Source organism: uncultured Slackia sp., from assembly GCF_944321625.1.
Classification (GTDB): domain Bacteria; phylum Actinomycetota; class Coriobacteriia; order Coriobacteriales; family Eggerthellaceae; genus Slackia.
On sequence record NZ_CALUMA010000055.1, the window covers coordinates 1 to 16,014 of the forward strand.

At 59.3% G+C, this 16,014-nt stretch carries 11 protein-coding genes and 1 pseudogene; 8 read left to right on the forward strand and 4 right to left on the reverse strand.

Going from position 1 to position 16,014, the window contains the following annotated elements; translation table 11 throughout:
• Positions 1-87: 87 nt before the first annotated feature.
• From Q0J60_RS05145 to Q0J60_RS05155, 3 genes are all read right to left on the reverse strand, one after another.
• Positions 88-825, reverse strand: a complete 738-nt coding sequence (locus Q0J60_RS05145) for an energy-coupling factor transporter transmembrane component T (RefSeq protein WP_294439182.1) — start codon at positions 823-825, stop codon at positions 88-90.
• Between the two features lie 27 nt (positions 826-852).
• Positions 853-1,473 (reverse strand): MptD family putative ECF transporter S component, encoded by a 621-nt coding sequence (locus Q0J60_RS05150; RefSeq protein ID WP_294439183.1) that lies wholly within the window; start codon positions 1,471-1,473, stop codon positions 853-855.
• 167 nt (positions 1,474-1,640) lie between these two features.
• The gene (locus Q0J60_RS05155; RefSeq protein ID WP_294439185.1) at positions 1,641-2,612 is read right to left on the reverse strand and encodes a helix-turn-helix transcriptional regulator; all 972 of its coding nucleotides are present in this window, start codon (positions 2,610-2,612) and stop codon (positions 1,641-1,643) included.
• Between the two features lie 179 nt (positions 2,613-2,791).
• Between Q0J60_RS05155 and Q0J60_RS05160 the strand changes: the two genes are divergently transcribed.
• From Q0J60_RS05160 to Q0J60_RS05185, 6 genes are all read left to right on the forward strand, one after another.
• Entirely contained in the window at positions 2,792-4,600 is a 1,809-nt protein-coding gene (locus Q0J60_RS05160) for an ABC transporter ATP-binding protein (protein WP_294439186.1), read from the forward strand.
• Entirely contained in the window at positions 4,601-6,376 is a 1,776-nt protein-coding gene (locus tag Q0J60_RS05165; protein WP_294439187.1) for an ABC transporter ATP-binding protein, read from the forward strand.
• A gap of 196 nt (positions 6,377-6,572) precedes the next feature.
• Entirely contained in the window at positions 6,573-7,913 is a 1,341-nt protein-coding gene (locus Q0J60_RS05170; RefSeq protein WP_294439188.1) for an ATP-binding protein, read from the forward strand.
• A 281-nt stretch (positions 7,914-8,194) separates the two neighbouring features.
• Positions 8,195-9,358: a hypothetical protein gene (locus tag Q0J60_RS05175; protein WP_294439189.1), complete on the forward strand. Its 1,164-nt coding sequence runs from the start codon at positions 8,195-8,197 to the stop codon at positions 9,356-9,358.
• A gap of 291 nt (positions 9,359-9,649) precedes the next feature.
• Positions 9,650-10,336, forward strand: a complete 687-nt coding sequence (locus Q0J60_RS05180; RefSeq protein ID WP_294439190.1) for a flavodoxin — start codon at positions 9,650-9,652, stop codon at positions 10,334-10,336.
• A 151-nt stretch (positions 10,337-10,487) separates the two neighbouring features.
• Positions 10,488-11,504 carry an aldo/keto reductase gene (locus Q0J60_RS05185; RefSeq protein WP_294439191.1) on the forward strand — a complete coding sequence of 339 codons (1,017 nt, stop codon included), beginning with the start codon at positions 10,488-10,490 and terminating at the stop codon, positions 11,502-11,504.
• Between the two features lie 705 nt (positions 11,505-12,209).
• Here Q0J60_RS05185 and Q0J60_RS05190 read toward each other — a convergent pair.
• Positions 12,210-12,590, reverse strand: coding sequence for a hypothetical protein (locus Q0J60_RS05190; protein WP_294439192.1), 381 nt, complete (start codon positions 12,588-12,590; stop codon positions 12,210-12,212).
• On the opposite strand from Q0J60_RS05190, the pseudogene nrdD reads away from it, so the two are divergent.
• A pseudogene (gene nrdD / locus Q0J60_RS05195) lies at positions 12,589-14,811 on the forward strand (anaerobic ribonucleoside-triphosphate reductase). The gene Q0J60_RS05190 and the pseudogene nrdD sit on opposite strands and share 2 nt — an antisense overlap.
• 461 nt (positions 14,812-15,272) lie before the next feature.
• On the forward strand, positions 15,273-15,848 hold the full coding sequence (nrdG, locus tag Q0J60_RS05200) for an anaerobic ribonucleoside-triphosphate reductase activating protein (RefSeq protein ID WP_294439193.1): 576 nt from the start codon (positions 15,273-15,275) through the stop codon (positions 15,846-15,848).
• The last annotated feature ends 166 nt before the right edge of the window (positions 15,849-16,014 follow it).

Consider the following 16,014-nt stretch of genomic DNA (forward strand, 5'->3'; position numbering starts at 1 on the left):
CGCCTGCGCCGCTGCGCCCGCCCGCATAGGAGAACGATACGTCGCTCATGATGAGCACGGGGTCGTTGTTTTTGCGAATGTTGCCGCTCATGCGACTGCTCCGGGAAAGGCGAGGCTTCCTGCAAGCGCCGCCGTCGCGGCGGCTGACACGGCGATTACCACAATGTCGAGCGCTCCGAATCCGATGGCGCAAACGTTTGTCCTTTTCATGGGTCCACCGAGCCCGCGGGCGAGCGCGGCGGCGGACAGGTCCTCGCCGATTGATACGGCGCAGCTCATGAGCGGGACGAGGGCATATTCGATGTAGGCGGCGCCGTTTTTCAGGGGTGAGATGCCGCGCATGCGCATGGCGGCACTGATTGAGCGCGCTTCCTCGCCGAGGGTGGGGAAGAACCGGAACAGCACTGACAGTGGAATGGTGATCCAGTCAGGCATGTGCATGCGCGCCATCGCCGCCATGAATTCCGACACCGTGGTCGTGGCGAACACGAAGTACGCGAGCGCAAGCGTGGGCACGAAACGCGATACGACGGTCGCTGTTGCCACTATGATAGCGTTTGCGGTGCCCGTGAGCATTGGCGCAGCAAAGACGGCGAGCACATAGGTACCGAGGTATGTTGTAAGCATGAGCGCGGCGGCGCGCACGCGCCCCGATACTGCGAGCAGCGCGAAGGGGAACAGGAGCATTGCGGTGCGTACTGCGAACATTACTAGCCCGTTGCCGCCGAGCAGAAGTACCGTCGACACGGCAAACAGCAGCACGATTTTCGTGCGCGGATCGAGTCGCACTGTACGCTCGCCGGCACCCGACTGGAAAAACTCCATGGACGCTCCGCTCCTCTCCTCGCGGACTTACGCGATGCCTGCGCGTTTGAAATGCTTTTTCAGGATGGCGCGCCCGATGAAGCCACCAATGATGCCCGTGACGAAGCAAGCAATGAGCAACACCGGATACATCTCCGGTTGCAGATAGGTCATGAGTTCGTCGACATAGGCATCACCATACTGTGCGCGGACGGTGGGCAGATATGTATCAGCCGTGATGAGGAACGGCAAGAAGTTGCCGATGATCCAGCAGCTGAACGCGCCGTGCGACAGAATCGCGCGCGAGGCGGAGGCGTATCCGCCGGACTTCCAAATGAGGTCAGCGGCAAGACCGCAGATGAGACCGGTGGCAATGGAGAAGTATCCCATGCCGGTGATAAACATGATGATGCCGGTGAGCAGCCCCAGGATCGTAATCATGCCGAACTTGCGGACACGGGTGAGGAAGAGCATATAGGGAATGCCTGCGACAAGTGGGATGATGCCGCAGATTGCCGCCATGAGGACGGGGACGAATCCGAGGCATGCCACTGCGAATACGACGACGAAGTAGATTGCCGTGAAGATGCCGATGTTGATGAGGTCTTTGCCGCCGAGTCGGCCGCCCATCTTTACAGTGACAGTAGATGAGGTGTCGTTGCTTGCCATGCCGGGTCCTTTCCCGCAGAACGTTGAGGTTCTGCGTGTTCCGTCTAAAAGTTAGCTTAGTAAAACTATGATCCATTGTGACGGAACAGGGAGGGCGCGCAACTCCGAACGGCCGCGCATGCTCCGAAAAGCCGAGTCTCTTTCGCCGCACCGTTCGTCTCGCGCGGTTATTTCCCTTCGGTGTCTTGACACCACCGCAAAGGCGAGCAGCCGAACTCGCGGCGGAACGCTTCGTCGAACGATGATGCACGCGCATAGCCAATTGAGCGTGCCACGTTGGCGATGTCTGTTCTTCCTTCATCCAGCATTCGGCATGCCGCGTTCATGCGCTCTTGGCGCAGGCGCTCGGCAACGCCCACGCCGCGTACGCGGCGAAACGCTTCGCAGAGTTTAGAGCGGCTTACGTACAGCTCGCTTGCGATGGATGCAACGGTCAAGGGTTCGGCGAAGCGCGCCGACATGATGGTCTCGGCTCGCTCGACGAGGGCGTGGTCTTCCTGCCGAGCTTCTATCTCAGAGGCGCTGTCGGGGCGTGCCAGAAGCGCGGTCAACGCTTCGAGAGCCTTAGCATGGAAGTACGGGGCGGCACCGGGCTGAACCGCACGCTTGGGGGTGAATGACCGCAAGATTGAGCGCATCTTGGCGGGAGGTTCTGCGGGTTCGATAAACCTCATCATCTCTTCTGCGTTCTCAAAATCGTCTGGAAACATCTTTGCCAGCTTGTCGAAGTAGTCCGGCGTGTAGGTGAGGCTCGTCGATTCATAGAGCGTGCCTGCTTGCATGAGACAGTGTGTCGTTCCGCCCGCTTGCGAGAATGCCGCGAGGTTCTCCATTTCTGCGGGCGAGGAATCGTTGGTGCCCGGCAGCGAGAGAAATGTTGCTCGTGACCCAGAAAAGATGCAGGAAAAGTCCGTCGGGCGTTCCTCAAGCACGAGGGGCTTTTTCAGACGTAGCGAATGCATGCTTACGAGGCAGTCATCGCCGAGCGGCGCTGTCCAGAGGAATCCCTCGCCAATCGCTTTCGGCAGCGTGCCGAAAAGCCCGCAACGGATGGGTTCCATCCTGATGGAGAGCTGCTCCGTCTGCGGCTCGACGAATGTCCGTAAATGCTGCGGTAGGCTCGATTGCAGCGCGTCCATGAAGCCTCCTCCCCGGTTTGAGTTTCGAGATTGTCCCGATTCGTTTCGAGGGCATCCTCGGTCGCGGCGCCGAGGATTGGCCCATCGTTCGCAATGATAAGTTAACCAAATATAACTATCAAGCGTACGTCTTCGCCGCCAAGGCGCGAGGCGGCGCGGTTTGGAGATCGGAGGTTTCTATGGAGCAGAAAGGGGAGAGGACCCCGCGCAAGCGCGGAGCGGTCGCACGATTGCTCGACTTCGCCGGGCCGCGCAAGGCGCTTACGTATCTGGGCTGTGCGCTCTCGGCGATATCGATGATTGTGGGGTTCGGTCCGTACGTGTGCATCTGGCTTGTGGCGCGCGACCTCATCGCAGTTGCGCCTAACTGGAGCGCGGCAACGGGCATCGCGGCGTACGGATGGTGGGCGCTCGGCTTCTCGGCGGCGTCCATCCTGCTGTACGCCGCAGGGCTCATGTGTACGCACCTGGCGGCGTTCCGTTGTGCTTCCAACATGCGCAAACAGGCGACCGAGCACCTGATGCGTGCATCGCTCGGATACTTCGACACGCATGCTTCGGGTGCGCTGAGGCGTGTGGTGGACGGTTGCGCGGCCGAGACGGAGGGTCTGCTCGCGCATAAACTGCCCGACACGGCAGGGTCTATCGCCATGATTATTGGCATGCTGGTGCTATTCTTCGCGTTCGATTGGCGGCTCGGACTCGCATGCCTAGTGCCCGTCATCCTCTCGCTTGCCTGCATGTTCTATATGATGGGCGGGCGTGGCATGGATTTCATGACGAAATACATGGAGTCGCTCGTGAAGATGAACAAGACGGGTACCGAGTACGTACGCGGCATCCCCGTGGTGAAGGTATTCCAGCAGACGGTCTACTCGTTCAAGGCGTTCCATGACGCTATCGAAGAGTTCACGCGACTCGCGCAGGACTACGCCGTGAAGTGGTGTCAGACGCCGCAGTCGCTCTCGCTCACCGTCATCAACGGCGTAGCGGTGTTCCTCGTGCCCGTCGCTATCCTGCTGGCGCCCGGAGAGAGTGATTTCGGGGCATTTCTGGCGAACTTCGCGTTCTACACTATTTTCTCGGCGGTCATCCCCACGGCCATGACGCGCGTGATGTTCATGTCCGAGGCGTTTCAGTCGGCGGCTGACGCTGTGTCGCGTGTCGAGGAGGTGCTCGCAGCTCCCGTGATTGAGGCGCCGTCGAACCCGCAGACGCCCAAAGACAACTCCATTGTGTTCGAGGACGTGAGCTTCACCTATGAAGGAGCAGAGGCTCCGGCGCTCTCTCACATGAGCTTCGAGGTGCCTGCAGGTTCCACGGTGGCACTTGTGGGCCCCTCAGGCGGCGGTAAGACCACGGCAGCGAGTCTTGTGCCGCGCTTCTGGGATGTGGACGAGGGCCGCGTACTTTTCGGCGGCATCGACGTGCGTGACATGGATCCGCATGATCTCATGAATCGCGTGGCGTTCGTGTTCCAGGCGAATCGCCTGTTCAAGCAGAGTGTTTTCGAGAACGTACGCGCGGCACGTCCCGATGCGACGCGTGAGGAGGTGCGAGAGGCGCTTCATGCCGCCCAGTGCGACGACATCATTGAGAAGCTGCCGCAGGGTGTCGATACCGTGTACGGCGCGGAAGGCGCTCACCTTTCAGGAGGCGAGGTGCAACGTCTCATGCTGGCGCGCGCCATTCTGAAGCGTGCCGACGTGGTGGTGCTCGACGAGGCCACGGCCTTCGCCGACCCAGAAAACGAAGCCAAGATACAGCGGGCGTTCTCCGAACTGGCGCACGGGCGCACCGTGCTTATGGTGGCGCACCGCCTGTCTACCGTGCGCAACGCCGACCTCATCGTGGTACTCGACGAGGGGCGTGTGGTCGAGAGAGGCACTCACGATGAGCTGCTTGCGGCGGGCGGCCTGTACGCTCGCATGTGGGCAGACTACGAGCGGGCTGTCAACTGGAAGATCACGTCTGAGGAGGTGGCCTAAATGTCCATCAAAGAGAAATACGGGCTCACCGACGAAGGCGTACGCAACGTCAAGCTGGGGGCGCTTTGGACTGCCGTATCGAACCTCGTGGTGTTCGTAGGCGTGGGTATCATGTTCCTGACGGTGGGCGCGTTCATGGATTATTTAACGGGCGGGGTAGCGCTCATCGGGCTCCTTAATGGCTCGGGTGTGACGATTATGGGCATTCCCGTGCCGCCCATCCTACCGTCGCTGATTGTGTTCATCGTGGCTTTGTTCGTCACCGAATACCTTGCCTATTACTATCAGTACGGCGTGATTTACAAGGAGAGCGGTCGTCAGCGTATCGGCCTGGCGGAACGGCTGCGCAAGCTTCCGCAATCGTTCTTCGGACGTCGCGATTTGGCCGACCTCACGGAAACCATTATGGGCGATGTGAAGACCATCGAGCATGCCTACAGCCACGTGTTGCCCGAGCTCTACGGCGCCTACGTCATGCTGGGCATTGCCGCAGTGGGGTTGCTTATGTTCGACTGGCGACTTGCTATCGCCGCGCTGTGGAGCGCTCCGGTTGCGTTGGCGCTGCTGTTCGGTGCGCGTCGCGCCCTGCAGCCCATGATGCATGCCACGCGCATGAAGGGGCTCGCCATATCCGAAGACATTCAGGAGGCACTCGAGTGCGTGCGCGAGGTGCGCGCAACCAACCAGGAGGATCGTTACCTTGAGCACATCCGTACCGACATCGACGCAGCGGAGCGGCAGGCAGCAAAATCCGAGATCGCATGCGGCGTATGCGTGAACGGAGCCCAGATCGTGCTGCGTCTAGGGTTTGCGACCACCATCCTCGCGGGTTCTGCTTTCGTTTTGGACGGCAGCTGCAGCTTCGTGGTGCTGTTCTGCTTCCTCTTGGTGGTCAGCCGCATCTATGCTCCCTTCGACCAGTGCTTGATGCTTATCGCGGAGTTGTTCTCCGCCAAAACGGCAAGTGCTCGTATGAAGAGCTTCTACGAGGAGCCCCTTGCGCAGGGCGGCGACGCCTATGAACCGCGCGGCCACGACGTTGCCTTCGAGAACGTAGGCTTCTCGTATGGGGAGGGCGGGCCGAAGGTGCTCGACGGCGTGACGTTCACTGCGTGCGAAGGCGAGGTTACGGCGCTGGTGGGGCCTTCCGGCTCGGGCAAGTCCACCTGCGCGCGCCTGTCGGCGAGGCTCTGGGACGCTACCGAGGGCCGCGTGACCGTGGGCGGCGTGGATGTGGCGAGCGTGGATCCCGAGGTCCTGCTGCGCGATTTCTCGGTGGTGTTCCAGGATGTGACGCTGTTCGACGACACGGTGATGGAGAACGTGCGCCTGGGTAGGCGCGGTGCAACCGATGGGGAAGTGCTTGCGGCGGCGCGCGCCGCGAACTGCGACGAGTTCGTCTCCCGCATGCCGCAGGGCTACGCCACGCCCATAGGCGAGAACGGCGCGCGGCTCTCCGGCGGCGAGCGTCAGCGCATAAGCATCGCCCGGGCGCTTTTGAAGGGCGCGCCGATCGTGCTTCTGGACGAGGCCACCGCGTCGCTCGACGTGGAGAACGAGACCGAGGTGCAGGCGGCGCTCGGCAGGCTGCTCGCCGGGAAGACCGTGATCGTCATCGCCCACCGCATGCGCACCGTTATGGCGGCGGACAAGGTAGTGGTGCTCGACGGCGGGCGCGTGGCCGAGCAGGGCAGCCCGCAGGAACTTCTGGAACGCGACGGCCTGTTCGCCCGCATGGTGCGCTTGCAGACCGAGAGCGCGGAGTGGGCGATTTAGGATTGGGAATTCTGGACTGATTATGGACTGAGATAGCGAGAAGGGACAATCAAGTTTCTTTTTCTATGACGGATGAAAGCTTCGCTATTTCTTTGCGCGCAGAGGGCTCATGGCGTTTAAATGGCGGATGCCGGTATCGGTATCCGCCATAATTTGGTTGAAACCGGTATCGGTATCCGCCAATAAGGGAGTTCCTATGTATCGAAACGCCATGAAAGACCTCATCGCCTGGAAAGACAGCCCTCGCAGGAAGCCTCTCATTGTAAACGGCGCGCGACAGGTAGGAAAAACATGGCTCGTGCGCTCTTTCGGCGTCAATCATTTTGACGCAATTGCCCATATCGTTTTTCTCAACAACGAGGAGATGCAGCGTGCATTCGAGGGGAGTCTTGACCCCGAGAGGCTTCTCATGCTTATCGGTGCTGCGACAGGGACTAATCCACGTGACGGGAAAACGCTCGTTTTCTTCGATGAAATCCAGGAGTGTCCCCGCGCTATTGCATCGCTCAAAATGTTTTGCGAACAACGCCCCGATATTCCGATTATCGCCGCGGGGTCGTTGCTCGGAGTGGCGCTGAACAGAAGCAAAGGCGGCGGACGGGGGGTTTCCTGGCCGGTTGGTAAGGTCGACTACCTCGATTTGCATCCTATGACGTTCGATGAATTCGTACGCGCCCGAGAAAACGACATGCTGGCCGACCTCCTGCTGCAGGGCGATTTCGACATGATCGATGCTTTGTTCGAGCGTCTGATCGACTTGCTGCGAACGTATTTATTTGTGGGCGGTATGCCCGAGGCCGTTCAAGAATATGCGGACACGGGGGACTTCTCTTCAGTGCGGTCGATTCAACAGAGACTGCTTTCCGACTATGAGTATGATTTTGCGAAGCATGCCGAAAGCCCGCTCGAGGTCGAAAGGATTCGACAGACGTGGCATTCCGTTCCTGTCCAGTTGGCGCGTGAGAGCGATTTGAAAAGGTTCTCTTATGCTTCGATTTCGGAGGGCGGACGCGGGCGTGATTATCGCGATGCCATAGCGTGGCTTGCGGATGCCGGCTTGGTGACTAAGGTGCCGCGCGTGTCAAAACCGGGAATCCCTCTGACGGGTTATGCTGACGAAACGTATTTCAAACTCTATCTGCTTGATGTAGGTTTGCTTGGTGCTGCAACACGGCTCGATGCTCACGTCATCATAGAGGGCAATCGGCTGTTTACGGAATATAAGGGTGTGTATGCTGAGCAGTATATCTGCCAGCAGCTTAAAGCGGCGGGCATGGTGCCTTATTATTGGTCGGCTGATGGCAAACAGAGCAAGGGCGAGGTGGATTTCCTCGTTGAGCGTGGCGGTATGCCGCTGCCCATCGAGGTGAAGGCCGACGAGAACGTAGCGGGCGGAAGCCTTGCAGCATTCGTAAAGCGCTATGAAATTAACCAGGCTGTCCGTTTTTCGCTTCGCGAATTCGTTGACCAAGGGTGGCTCACGAACGTTCCGCTCTACGCGGCAAATGTTTTTTTGAGAAATATGCGCAGCTTCTAGGTGATAGTGTCCCCTCATTGAGGGTGCGCCCCCGCACGGCGGCATCGCGCTGGGCCTTGCTTCTGGTTATTTCCCGAAGGTTTCTTCAAGGGTTGATGCCTCTTCGGTAACGGATTTATCACGGTAGACGAACGCGACGCGGGGTGGCCTATCATGGAATGCGCGATAGCCGCTTTATGCGGCAGCGACGCGTGCCGCTTTGCGGTGGCCGACTTTGATTCGTGGCTCTTTGTTGGCTCTCGGGGCGCGCGCGTCGCATTCGTCGATTTCAAGGAGGCTTCATGAGTTCCATCCCGGAGCCGTTGCGCCCCGCGTATGCGACGGGCGATTCCGCCGCCGTTGGGGCTGTGTCAAGGGGCACTGGCGCATCCGGCGCTTCATCTGCCAAAACGGCAGCGTTCCGTTCCAAGAAAACTGTCGACCGTGCGCAAGGCAAGGCGGGCAAAAGTTCTCGCAAGAGCGCAAAGCGCCTGATGAAAGCCGCATACGAACCGCTGCGTCGGGCCGTTACGGGCAATGCCAAGGGCAAAGAAGTATCCAAAGCGGCAAAACGGGCCAAGCATGCGCGCGCCGCTGAGGCTTCTGGCGCTCTTCCTGTATCCTCCGCTCCTTCGGAAGACCGCCGTACGCGCAGCACTGTGGCGCCCATTGAGGTCATCGAGATGCCTTCCCACGCATCCGCCTCCGTGCTTGATGCGCCTGCTGCTCCTGTGACTTCCGTTCCGGCTGAGCGTTCTGCTGCCGAAGCGGAGGAGGTTGCCGCGGTGATTGCCGCCGCTGCAAACGTGTCGACGGGGCTTTCGGTGGTCACGCAGTCCGAGGCCGATCGCCTGAAGACCGCCGAGGCCGCGATGCGCGAGTCTCTGCAGAAGTATCAGGCCGCCATGCGTCAGATGGAGGTGCGCTTCGAGGTTCTGGACCGCGACATCAGCCTGAAGAAGAACCGCAACCCCATCCATCACATCGAGTCGCGCATCAAGAAGCCGGCGAGCATCTTCGAGAAGCTGCAGCGCCAGGGTTTCCCCATGACCATCGAGAGCATGGAGGAGAACCTGTTCGACATCGCGGGCGTGCGCGTGATCTGCTCGTACATCCACGACGTGTATAGCCTGCTCGACCTCATGAAAAAGCAGGATGACCTTGAGGTTGTTACTATCAAGGACTATATCGCCAACCCCAAGCCCAACGGGTACCGCAGCCTGCACGTGATTGTGCGCATCCCGGTGTACTTCATGGACAAGAAGGAAATGGTGCCGGTAGAGGTGCAGCTGCGCACCATCGCCATGGATTTCTGGGCGAGCCTCGAGCACAGCCTGAAGTACAAGGCCGTCCGCGAGGTGCAGGGCATCGATGCCTCCGACGAGCTCAAGGACTGCAGCCGCATCATCGAGGACGTCGAAGCGCGCATGCAGATTCTGGCGAAGGCGCTCGAGGTGGAGGAATGACGCCATTGCCCGCTTACTATGTCTTGCGGACATGTAGATAGTTGAAAGGGGCCGCCCTGGGCCGCCTCCCGTTTCTTGGGCAGAAAAATAGAAGTCCGAGGAGCAGGAGGCGGATCAATGAGGCCCCTTTTGTTTGTTGCGGCTCCTCTTCCGCTTGGGTATAGAGAACGAATGGCAGAGTCATGGGCCATGATTCTGTCATTTTTTCTGACGATGTGTCATTTTGCGCTTGACTTGAACTTAGCTCCAATATTTATGCTCCCTTCGTGACGAGCGAAGAAGGGAGCAATCATGATGAAAAATACCACCATCTCTCGCAGAACGTTCATGAAGGGCGCTGCGGCAACTGCGGTTGTGGTTTCTGCCGGTGGGCTGCTTTCCGCCTGCGCAAGCCAGGAAGCGGCCCCTGCGGACGCAGCTCGGGATGAGCCTGCTCAGGAAGAACCGGAACAGGCCCAGGAGGAACCCGCTCAGGAGGCCGCCGACGAGGCGACTCCTGCCGACGGCATTCTGGTGGCGTACTTCTCCGGTACGGGCAATACGCAGGGCATTGCTGAGGCGATTGCCGTTGAGCTGGACGCCGACACGTTCGTAATCACGCCCGTTGACCCCTATTCGCGTGACGATCTGGGCTACAACAATCCCGATAGCCGCACGAGCCAGGAGCGCAACGACCCCAATCGCTCGGTCGAGCTCGAGCAGGTCACGCCTGACAACTTCGATTCCTACGGCACCGTGTTTCTGGGCTATCCCATCTGGTGGGGCAACGCGTCTTGGGCGATCGACAACTTTGTGTCGGGCAATGATTTCACTGGCAAGACCGTGATTCCGTTCTGTACGTCGGGTTCGTCTCCCATCGGGTCGAGCGCACAAGACCTCGCCGCCATGGCGGGCACGGGCGAGTGGCGGGAAGGTCGCCGCTTTGGCGCCGGCTCCGTCGATGATGCAAGCGCTTGGCTCGGCGAGCTAGGGTACTAAACAGAAGAGCGCGTTGTCGCGATGCTCCAGCCGCGCGTCAGTCGGAGCGGGTGGCTGCAAAGGACGTCATTTCGACGGTGTTTTTGGCGATATTTGCGACTTTCAATGTAAAAATGACATCCTTTTGAAGGGAGAAGGGAACGATATAGCTATGAGGCGTGTGAAACTAGGACATTCGGGCATTGAGGTATCGCCCATTTGCATTGGTGGCATGAGCTTTGGGAGGGCTTCGGCGGATTATCACGAGTGGACCATCGGGCCCGAGGAGACGCGCACTGTTATCAAGCGTGCGTTGGATTCCGGTGTGAACTTCATCGACACGGCCAACTGCTACGCGCACGGTACGAGCGAGGAGTACATCGGGGCAGCGCTGCGTGACTTGGGCGTGCGACGTGAGGATGTAGTGCTGGCGAGCAAGGTGTTCTTCAATGAGGGCGGCCTGTCGCGCGAGGCCATTCTGCGCGAGATTGACGGCACGCTTTCGCGCTTGGGCACCGATTATCTGGATCTCTACATCATCCATCGCTTCGACTACGACACGCCCATCGAAGAGACAATGGAGGCGCTGGACAGCCTGGTTCGTGCGGGCAAGGTGCGCGCCCTGGGCGCAAGCGCGATGTACGCCTACCAACTCCACAACATGCAAGTGGCAGCCGAGCGCAACGGCTGGACGAAATTCACTAGCATGCAGTGCCATTACAACCTGCTCTACCGCGAAGACGAACGCGAGATGGTTCCCGTGTGCCGCCAGTTCGGCATGGCCATCACGCCGTACAGCCCGCTGGCTTCGGGCCACCTAACGCGCCCCACCTGGGAAGGCGTATCCAAGCGTGCGACTACCGATGTGGTGCTGCGCAACAAGTACGATGCCGATCGTGAGCGCGACATGCCCATCGTGGAGCGCGTGGCAGAGGTGGCAGCCAATCACGGAGTGCCTATGTCGCGCGTGGCGCTCGCCTGGCACTGGGCGCGCGGCATCGAAGCGCCCGTTGTGGGCTGCAGCAAGCCCGAGTGCGTGGATGATGCCGTAGCGGCGCTCGATATGAAGCTTTCGCCCGAAGAGGTGGCGTATCTCGAGGAGCCGTATACGGCGCACGAACTGGTAGGTCCTGCGGCGCGCCCCGGCGAGAAGCCCCTCGCAGGAACCACCAATCCCAACGCAAAGTAACCCTGGCCAATGTAGGCGAGCGGGTTCTTGGAGCTGTCTGATTCCTCGAGGCTGCCTATGCCCCGGCTCCTTAGTCGTCAAGGGTTCAAAACTGCCGCTATTTGAAGTGCGTTAACGATTTGTTCGAGTTTTGAACTCTTGACGCCGCTCGAAGACGTACAAATCTTGAAACTATTAATGGAGAGCTGGGATTTTAATAGTTTATCTTGCAAGGGGTCTCCTGATTCGGTGCCGAAGAGTTCAAAACTTGCCTATTTCGACAATGGACTGCAATTTGATTGAGTTTTGAACCCTGTCGCTGGGGTTTTGCCGGAGCTCCCCACTTCGGAGCGGAGGTTTATCGAAGCTGGGCGCTCTTACGCAAGGCATCACGCAAAGTAGCCGATGCCTTTCTTCTCGGCGGCAGAGGACTCCGGGAACCGCTTATGCTTCCGAAGGATATGCCCGTCCCTCTCGATGGCGGAGATTGTCGGGAACCACCCACGACCCCGAGAATCTGCTGAACTCCTCTCTTCGGAGACAGGCAGTGTTTTCCTTTATGCTTTTCCCACTGCCTTAATCTATATGTGCCCATCTGCGGAGATGGGCTATCCTGCTTGATTCTGACCGTTTCTTCCTGCAATTCTTTTTAAAAATCAAGTCTTTACGGCAAACTTTTTCGCGTTTTCGCAGGTGCTAGCATGTGTATTTTTTCGTGAAAGACCCTCAAAAAACTTTTTCATTCGTGCCCACCTGCACAAACATAATAAAGTGGTCATTTGAATAAGAAAACACAATATCTTGTGCCCGTTTGGGGTTATTATGTGTCCGCACAGAAAACGCCGCCGTGAAATTCGGGCCGGCGTTTTTAAATGTTATCATTCCGGTATCAATTAGCGAGGTACGCCTGCGGCCATGCGGCAGGGCAGGCGGAAGAATTGCGCGCTTCGGTAAACTTTCTTTCGGATACTTTCCGCAAGGGGGAAACCGGAATTGCGCGAGGTGGACAAGGCGCTTGGCATGGCCAGCGGCGGATAGGGTACAACGCGCCGGCGCAAGGCGGCGAACAACAGGTGGCAGAGGAAAAGGGTCAGGAGATTTCGCCATGAAGATCATCAAGCGAAGCGGTTCGGAAGTCGCGTTCGACATCAACAAGATTGTGCACGCCATCGAGGGCGCCAACAACGAGGCCGAGCCCAACGAGCGTCTGACCGCTGACCAGATTGCTTTCGCCGCCCACAGCGTGGAATGGCTGTGCGAGCGCGCCGGCCACACCGTGTCGGTGGAAGAGATTCAGGACATGGTGGAGAACCAGATTATGGCTCTGGGCCGTTACGACGTGGCGCGTCGTTACATCATCTACCGCTACGTGCAAAGCCTCAAGCGCACCGCCAACACCACCGACGACCGCATCCTGTCGCTGATCGAGTGCAACAACGAAGAGGTCAAGCAGGAGAACTCCAACAAGAACCCCACGGTCAACTCCGTGCAGCGCGACTACATGGCGGGCGAGGTGTCCAAAGACCTCACCATGCGCATGCTGCTGCCGCAGGACGTGGTGAAGGCTCACGAGGAAGGCATCATCCACTTCCACGACTCCGACTACTTCGCGCAGCACATGCACAACTGCGACCTGGTGAACCTGGAGGACATGCTGCAGAACGGCACCGTGATCTCCGGCACCATGATCGAGCGCCCGCATAGCTTCAGCACCGCGTGCAACATCGCCACGCAGATCATCGCCCAGGTGGCAAGCTGCCAGTACGGCGGTCAGTCCATCAGCCTCACGCACCTCGCTCCGTTCGTGGACGTGAGCCGTCAGAAGATTCGCCGCCAGGTGCTGGACGAAATCAACACGCTGGGCCTTGAGGCATCGCCCGACAAGGTGTCCGAGGTGGTGGAGAACCGCCTGCGCGACGAGATTCGCCGCGGCGTCCAGACCATCCAGTACCAGGTGGTCACGCTCATGACCACCAACGGCCAGGCCCCGTTCGTCACCGTGTTCATGTATCTGGGGGAGGCACGCACCGACGCCGAGCGCCACGACCTTGCCATGATCATCGAAGAGGTGCTGCGCCAGCGCTACGAGGGCGTGAAGAACGAGGCGGGCGTGTGGATTACCCCGGCGTTCCCCAAGCTCATCTACGTGCTGGAGGAATCCAACATCCATGAGGATTCGCCGTACTTCTATCTGACCAAGCTGGCCGCCAAGTGCACCGCCAAGCGCATGGTGCCCGACTACATCTCCGAGAAGAAGATGCGCGAGCTCAAGCTGTCCAAGGGCGAGCAGCCCGGCGAGGGCGATTGCTAGACCTGCATGGGCTGCCGCAGCTTCCTGACGCCCGACCGCTCGGGCAACGGCTTCGACAACATTGCCAACGCGGGCAACTACGAGCCGGGCAAGCCCAAATACTACGGCCGTTTCAACCAGGGCGCGGTCACCATCAACCTGGTGGATGCGGCGTGCTCGTCCAAGGGCGACGAGAAGAAGTTCTGGGAGATTTTCGACGAGCGTCTGGAGCTGTGCCATAAGGCGCTGCGCTGCCGTCATGAGCGCCTGAAGGGCACGCTCTCTGACGCGGCGCCCATCCTGTGGCAGTACGGCGCGCTGGCCCGCCTGGACAAGGGCGAGACCATCGACAAGCTGCTCTACGGCGGATATTCCACCATCAGCCTGGGCTATGCCGGCCTGTACGAGTGCGTGCGCTACATGAAGGGCGTGAGCCATACCGACGAGCACGGCAAGGATTTCGCGCTCGCCGTCATGCAGCACATGAACGACAAGTGCGCCGAGTGGAAGGCCGGCGAGAACATCGATTACTCGCTGTACGGCACGCCGCTCGAGTCCACCACGTACAAGTTCGCCAAGTGCCTGCATCGTCGCTTTGGCGTGATCGAGGGCGTGACCGACAAGGGCTACATCACCAACAGCTATCACGTGCATGTGTCCGAGGAGATCGACGCGTTCACCAAGCTGAAGTTCGAGAGCGAGTTCCAGCAGCTCTCTCCCGGCGGTGCCATCAGCTACATTGAGGTGCCCAACATGCAGGACAACCTGCAGGCTGTGATTCGCGTGATGCAGTACATCTACGATCACATCATGTACGCCGAGCTCAACACCAAGAGCGATTACTGCCAGGAGTGCGGCTACGACGGCGAGATCATGATCGTGGAGGACGATGGCAAGCTGGTGTGGGAGTGCCCGCACTGCGGCAACCGCGACCCCGAGAAGCTCAACGTGGCGCGTCGTACCTGCGGATACATCGGCACGCAGTTCTGGAACCAGGGCCGTACCGAAGAGATTCGCGACCGCGTGCTACACCTGTAATTGTTGCGTCGAGAATCGCGCCGCCCTTTCCGGGGCGGCGTTTTTCTCTGTACGCGCCACTTTTTTTGACTTGCGAATCCTGCGTACAAGGAAGAGCGCCGAAATTGCCACTTTTTTCGAGTTGCGAACTGCCTGAGCGATGATAAACGCCTGTTTTCGGTTGTGTCGGAGCATTTTGATTGGAAAACCGGGCTGTTTACGCTAGGTTTGAGTCGTTTTGACGCTTGAACCCGTCGTTTCGAAGCGGAAAGCACGAATGGTGCTTGTACGCGGAGTTCGTAACTCAAAAATAATGGCGTTTTTCTCGAAAACGCGTGTACATGGCTGTTTCAATGGGCGCATTTGCCCATTGGAATGCGATAGGTTTGGCGATCGGCACGGGTTTGGATGCCAGCGTCGACAAGGGCCAAACGCTTTGTTCGACGTTGGGCCCTGTGCATGGGACCCGAAAGGAGCGAGCGGTGAACTATTCCGCTATCAAATACTGCGATATCGCTAATGGCGAAGGGGTGCGCACCTCGCTGTTTGTTTCGGGGTGTCGCAGGGGGTGTCCGTTCTGCTTCAACGAGGAGGCGCAGGACTTCGCGTCGGGCGAGCCGTTTGACGCGGAGGCGGAAGAGGCGATTCTCAAGAGCCTTGAGCCGGAATACGTGGACGGCCTCACGCTTTTGGGCGGCGAGCCCATGGAGCCCGAGAACCAGGCGGGGCTGGTTGATTTCGTCGAGCGCGTGAAGGCGCGTTTCCCCGAGAAGACAGTGTGGTGCTACACGGGCGACGTGCTCGAAGAGCTCATGCCGGGCGGCAGGCATCACACCGAGGTGACCGATCGCCTTCTGGGCGCCATCGATATTCTGGTGGACGGCCCCTTCATTCAGGCGCAGAAGGACATCACGCTGCGATTCCGCGGGTCGGCGAACCAGCGCATCATCGACATGAACGCCACGCGCGTCGCGGCGGCAGAGCTTGGCGTGCCCCTGAATGAAGCCGTGCGCATCTGGCGGGACGATCCGGTGTTCTCCACCCATACGATGGAGTAGCGGACGACTGCGTTTTGCCCGGCGTTTTAGCTGCGTAGTAGCTAGCGCGCAGCATATCCGCTCGGCGTTTCCCGGCTCAGGTAAGAATTAATCAACTCTGATACACAAAGGCCCCGACACATGTTCGTGTCGGGGCCTGTTGGTGGCGGGCTGCCTTTGTCGATTG

Coding starts and splice junctions, on each gene's coding strand:
- Q0J60_RS05145 (WP_294439182.1), bottom strand. CDS start 825: ATGGAGTTTTTCCAGTCGGGTGCCGGCGAGCGTACAGTGCGACTCGAT.
- Q0J60_RS05185 (WP_294439191.1), top strand. CDS start 10,488: ATGAGGCGTGTGAAACTAGGACATTCGGGCATTGAGGTATCGCCCATT.
- Q0J60_RS05165 (WP_294439187.1), top strand. CDS start 4,601: ATGTCCATCAAAGAGAAATACGGGCTCACCGACGAAGGCGTACGCAAC.
- Q0J60_RS05155 (WP_294439185.1), bottom strand. CDS start 2,612: ATGGACGCGCTGCAATCGAGCCTACCGCAGCATTTACGGACATTCGTC.
- Q0J60_RS05150 (WP_294439183.1), bottom strand. CDS start 1,473: ATGGCAAGCAACGACACCTCATCTACTGTCACTGTAAAGATGGGCGGC.
- Q0J60_RS05170 (WP_294439188.1), top strand. CDS start 6,573: ATGTATCGAAACGCCATGAAAGACCTCATCGCCTGGAAAGACAGCCCT.
- Q0J60_RS05160 (WP_294439186.1), top strand. CDS start 2,792: ATGGAGCAGAAAGGGGAGAGGACCCCGCGCAAGCGCGGAGCGGTCGCA.
- Q0J60_RS05175 (WP_294439189.1), top strand. CDS start 8,195: ATGAGTTCCATCCCGGAGCCGTTGCGCCCCGCGTATGCGACGGGCGAT.
- Q0J60_RS05180 (WP_294439190.1), top strand. CDS start 9,650: ATGATGAAAAATACCACCATCTCTCGCAGAACGTTCATGAAGGGCGCT.
- Q0J60_RS05190 (WP_294439192.1), bottom strand. CDS start 12,590: ATGGCGAAATCTCCTGACCCTTTTCCTCTGCCACCTGTTGTTCGCCGC.